Origin of the sequence: Dietzia sp. DQ11-71 (assembly GCF_014144995.1) — a bacterium.
Classification (GTDB): domain Bacteria; phylum Actinomycetota; class Actinomycetes; order Mycobacteriales; family Mycobacteriaceae; genus Dietzia; species Dietzia kunjamensis.
This window is the reverse complement of sequence record NZ_JAALDT010000430.1, coordinates 1-4,769: the sequence shown is the minus strand read 5'-3', so window position 1 is coordinate 4,769 and position 4,769 is coordinate 1. Positions and strand designations below refer to the sequence as shown.

Here is a 4,769-nt window from a genome sequence, read left to right as displayed (position 1 = left end):
CGTCCCGCCTCCCATCGCGGAGACGCCCGACGCCGCGACGCCCGACCCGACGACGCTCGTCGCGGGCCACGCGGGGTGGCCATCGCGCTCGCCGCCCTGCTGGTGCTGGGAGGGATCGCGACGGTGTCGATCCTGGCGACCTCGGGCGACCGCGGCGGTGTCGCGCAGCAGCAGGAGGTCACCGTCCCCGAGGTCGCCCAGCGGCCGGTCGCCGAGGTGGTCGAGGAACTCACCTCGATCGGGCTCGAACCCGTGCAGACCCCGGCGCCGCACCCCCAGATCCCCGAGGGGCACGTCATCTCGTCCGACCCCATCGCCGGCAAGCGTCTCGCGGTGGGCTCCGAGATCAGCCTCGTGGTCTCGACCGGCAAGCCCATCCTCTCGGTGCCCAACGTGATGGGGATGTCCCCCGCCGATGCCCGGCTCACCCTCGAGGAGGCCGGGTTCCAGGTGGTCCCGGAGAACGAGGCGCGGCCGTCGACACCCGAGGACCAGGACAAGGTCGTCGACACCGAGCCCGGACCGGGTGCACAGGTGCCCTCCGACCGGCCGGTCCGGCTGACGGTGGGCTCCGGCCCCGAACAGCTCGCCGTGCCCGATGTCGTGGGGCAGTCCGCAGAGCCCGCGCGCGCGACCCTCGAGGCGGCGGGCTTCCGCGTGGACACCCAGCGGGTCGACGGCACCGCGCCCGAGGGCCAGGTCGTGGGCCAGTCCACGGCCGCGGGTCAGACCCAGCTCAAGGGCGCGACCATCACGCTCCAGGTCTCCGCCGGGAACCGGTTCGTCATGCCCAACCTCGTCGGCGACACCGTGGAGGAGGCCCTCGGCAAGCTCGAACGGGCCGGCTGGCGGGGCGACCGCGGGCAGCTGGTGGAGCTCCCGCAGAACGACCCCGACCTCAGCCGGGTGGGCCAGATCTGGTCGCAGCAGCCGCCCGTGGGCGAGGCCGGCGTCAACGACCAGGTCGTCGTCCGGGTGATCCGGTTCGGGCTGGTGCCCGGCCCGGGCTGACCGGGCGAGCTGACCAGCCGGTCAGGCCAGGGCGGCGCCGCGGGTCCGGTCGAGCTCGGATTCCAACCGCACGACCAGCGTCTCCGAGGGCCGCTCGCCGCACATCCCCAGCCAGTTGGCGAGCATCCGGTGTCCCCCGTCGCTCATCACCGATTCGGGGTGGAACTGCACCCCGTGGACGGGCATCTCGCGGTGACGCATCGCCATGACCAGGCCCGAACCGGTCCACGCGGTGGGAACCAGTTCGTGCGGGATCGTCTTCGGCAGGACCGTCAACGAGTGGTAGCGCGTGGCCGTGAACGGGCTGGGGATACCGGCGAGGACTCCCGAGTCGTCGTGCGTGACCTGACTGGTCTTGCCGTGCATGAGCTCGGCGGCCCGGTCGACCGTCGCGCCGAAGGCCTCCCCGATCGCCTGGTGGCCCAGGCACACTCCCAGCACCGGGACGCCCGCGTGTCCACAGACCCCGATCAGCGGGATCGTGGCCCCCGCCCTGTCCGGCGTTCCGGGACCCGGGCTGAGCAGGACTCCGTCGTACCCGCTGACCACGCTCTCCAGCCCGGCCACGTCATAGCGGCCGTCCGGGCCGGCGAGCCTGGGGTCGTCGTTCCGCCACACGTCGCACTCCGCGCCCAACTGGCCCAGGTACTGGACGAGGTTGTAGACGAAGCTGTCGTAGTTGTCGACGACGAGGATGCGCATAGACGCAGCGTACTGCCGTCGCACGGGTGAGCGTCGGGGGCGGGCTTGGTAGAGTGGCCCCGACATCCCCCACCAGTTCGAGGACTCCATGCCCAAGTCAAAGGTCCGGTCCAAGACCGAGTACACCGACGCGGCCGTCAGCCGCACCCCCGTCAAGGTCAAGGGGACCCCGACCGCGCGGTGGTACCTGGTGCTCATGCTCGCGCTGATGATCCTGGGCCTGCTCTGGCTGGTGACGTATTACATCGCCGGTGAGCGGATCCCGTTCATGGCCTCTCTCGAGACGTGGCAGAACTTCGCGATCGGTTTCGGCCTCGCGGTCGTGGGACTCCTCATGACCATGAACTGGCGCTAGCCGGCCCGCCCGGCCGCACTCCCCGGGCACGTTCCGCCTGTTCCACAGGTTTATCCACAGGTCACCCCCCGCCCGACGCGGGGGGTGACCTGCATTTACTCTGAGAACGCTGCATCTATGCAGGTCACGGGGCTCTGGTGAGGTAAAGAGGGGTCTCGACCCGCCTTTTCCACACCCCTCACACGCTGTGGAGAACTTCCTCCACACTGGGGATAACGCCTATGTGTTGACGATGCCGACGACGCCGCAGGTCGGGACCGCGTCGACTCGAACGGCAGTCGAACTGCACCCGTGTTATTCATCCACAGTGTGGATAGCGCCTGTGGATAGGGGAGGATGTCCGGCATGAGTGGTGACGCCGTGTCGGGAGCCGGTCCGCGGGCGGCGTCGTGGTCACCCGGGGCCCTGTGGCCGGGCGTGCAGATCCTGCTCGGGGTGGCCCTGGTGGTGATCGGCCTGCAGCGGCAGGATCCGCTCGCACTGCTGCTCACCGGCCCGGCGGCGCTGTTCCTCACCCTGTCGGGTGTGTCCCACCTGGTCCGGCGGCCCCGACTCGAGGTGGTGGACGGGCAGTTGGCGATCAAGAGGCTCCGCCGCGTGGACTTCGTCCCGCGGTCCGAGGTGGTGGAGGTCCGCCCGCTGGGGGTCTCCCGATGGGGGGCGCGGCAGCACCTGCTGCGACTCGAGTACACGGACGAGCGGGGTCGCGAACGACTGGACGTGTTCACCCGGCTCGATCTGGGGGCGGATCCACGGGACGTGGTCGACGCGCTGCACCGTCTGGGATTCGGGGCGGTCGGCGACGGCCGGTGAGGGTCAGACCGCTCCCGGCGGACGACGCGGGGGTCGGACGATGTGGGGGTCGACCGACGCGGGGTCAGACGCCGGTGGGAATCAGCGGGTGACGAGGAACCCGAACGTCATGGTGTCGGCCGCGAACCACCCGGCGGCGCCGACCGACCCGACCACGACGAGGAAGCCGGCCCACGAGACGACCTGGCGGCCCGTGCGGCCCACGCGCCGCGGCATCCGGCGTGGCACCACCACCAGGGCGAACGCGGCGACGGCGCCGGCCGCGAGCCCGCCCAGATGGGCCGCGAGCGAGATGCCGGGCACGAGGAAGCTCACGCCGACGTTGAGGACGAGCAACACCCCGATCCCCCTGACGTCGAGGCGCATCGACATCGCCACGATCGCGTACGCGCCCATCAGGCCGAAGATCGCCCCGGAGGCGCCGGCCGTGAGGGCGCCCTGGCCGTAGAACATCACGGCCACCGACCCGCCCAGCGCCGAGCCCAGGTAGAGGGCGAGGAAGCGGACGTGCCCGATGCTGCGCTCGATCCCCAGTCCGAGGATCCACAACATGTACATGTTGAGCAGCAGGTGCATCGGGCCGAAGTGCTGGAACGCCGAGGTGAGCAGACGCCACCACTCGTCCCGGGCCGCCACCAGCGGCGGGAAGAGCGCCGTGGCCTCGAACAACGGCGACGCGTTGTTGGTCAGGAAGCTGCGCGCCTGCACGACGGTGGCGGCGTAGACGGCCAGGTTGGCGGTGATGATCCACGCCGTGACCGGCTGGAGGCGGAAGAATCTCGCGACCGCGCCACCGCGTCGGGTCTGGGTGCTCATGTCTCCCGGTTATCCGTGCTGCGTCTCGTTCGTGCGGTGTCCCGTCCCCGCCCTGTCCCTGCCGCGTGCCGGCCCTGCCGCGCTGCGGATAGACCGGGACCGCTCGGTCAGGAGATCTCGATCGACTCGATGACGACGTCGTCGGTCGGCCGGTCCATCGCACCGGTCTTGGTGGTCGCGATGGCGTCCACGACCTTGCGCGACTCCTCGTCGGCGACCTTGCCGAAGATCGTGTGGCGGTTGTTCAGGTGCGGCGTGGCGCCGACGGTGATGAAGAACTGCGAACCGTTGGTGCCCGGGCCGGCGTTGGCCATGGCCAGCAGGTAGGGCTCGGAGAACTGCAGCTCCGGGTGGAACTCGTCCTTGAACTGGTAGCCCGGTCCGCCCCGGCCGGTGCCGGTGGGGTCGCCGCCTTGGATCATGAACCCGGAGATGACGCGGTGGAAGATCGAGCCGTCGTAGAACGGTCCGCTCTTCTCACCCTTGGCGTTGGCCTGGGAGTAGTCCTTGGAGCCGTCGGCGAGACCGACGAAGTTCGAGACCGTCTCCGGGGCGTGGTTGCCGTACAGCTCGATGACGATGTCACCACGGTTGGTGTGGATGGTTGCCTTCTGCGTTGCGATGCTCACGCCACACATCCTGCCACGCCGCAGGGACCGATGTCGGCGAGGTGGTGGTCGGTATCGGGCCGCTGTGCCACCATCTACCCATGAGCAAACGAAGCGATCGCGCCGACGAGCGTAGGGCCGTCAAGCAGGCGCAAAAGGACCTGGACAAGGCCGGCACCACCGCCCGGAAGGCGTTCGACCTCAAGGACCCCCGCTTCCTGGGCGAGGCAGCAGTCGCCGCCACCCGTGGACCGGTCGGCCTGGCCCTCTTCGGTGCCAGCCGCGGTATCCAGGTGATCCGGGATCGTCGCGCCGAGCAGGCCGAGCTCCTGGGCGATCTCGCCGCGGACGCGCGGCAGCACGCCTCCGCGCTGCGCGAGCAGACGTCGGCTCTGGCCACGCCGCCCCAGAAGCGCAATCCGCTGCGCCGCTTCGCGCCGCTGTGGATCGTGGGCCTCGCCGGC

Annotated in this window: 6 protein-coding genes and 1 pseudogene; 4 read left to right on the top strand and 3 right to left on the bottom strand. The window is 70.4% G+C overall.

The annotated features are described in order from the left end of the window. The coding region (locus tag G6023_RS13930; protein ID WP_182636062.1) for a PASTA domain-containing protein at positions 1-1,011 on the top strand (1,011 nt) is incomplete at its 5' end. 21 nt (positions 1,012-1,032) lie between these two features. Here the strand turns inward: G6023_RS13930 and G6023_RS13925 are convergent. Beyond that, positions 1,033-1,713: an aminodeoxychorismate/anthranilate synthase component II gene (locus tag G6023_RS13925; protein WP_182636060.1), complete on the bottom strand. Its 681-nt coding sequence runs from the start codon at positions 1,711-1,713 to the stop codon at positions 1,033-1,035. An 88-nt stretch (positions 1,714-1,801) separates the two neighbouring features. Here G6023_RS13925 and crgA point away from each other — a divergent pair, with 88 nt between their 5' ends. Together crgA and G6023_RS13915 are read left to right on the top strand one after the other, a co-directional pair. Further along, positions 1,802-2,068 (top strand): cell division protein CrgA, encoded by a 267-nt coding sequence (crgA, locus tag G6023_RS13920; protein WP_067716511.1) that lies wholly within the window; start codon positions 1,802-1,804, stop codon positions 2,066-2,068. 345 nt (positions 2,069-2,413) lie between these two features. Continuing rightward, positions 2,414-2,881 (top strand): PH domain-containing protein, encoded by a 468-nt coding sequence (locus tag G6023_RS13915; protein ID WP_067716538.1) that lies wholly within the window; start codon positions 2,414-2,416, stop codon positions 2,879-2,881. A gap of 81 nt (positions 2,882-2,962) precedes the next feature. On the opposite strand, the gene G6023_RS13910 is transcribed toward G6023_RS13915, so the two are convergent. Further along, on the bottom strand, positions 2,963-3,697 hold the full coding sequence (locus G6023_RS13910; protein ID WP_067716514.1) for a rhomboid family intramembrane serine protease: 735 nt from the start codon (positions 3,695-3,697) through the stop codon (positions 2,963-2,965). A gap of 107 nt (positions 3,698-3,804) precedes the next feature. Then, positions 3,805-4,335, bottom strand: coding sequence for a peptidylprolyl isomerase (locus G6023_RS13905; protein ID WP_172815723.1), 531 nt, complete (start codon positions 4,333-4,335; stop codon positions 3,805-3,807). Positions 4,336-4,406: 71 nt separating this feature from the next. Between G6023_RS13905 and G6023_RS13900 the strand changes: the two are divergent. Next, positions 4,407-4,769: pseudogene (locus G6023_RS13900) on the top strand (hypothetical protein); the annotation flags it as partial.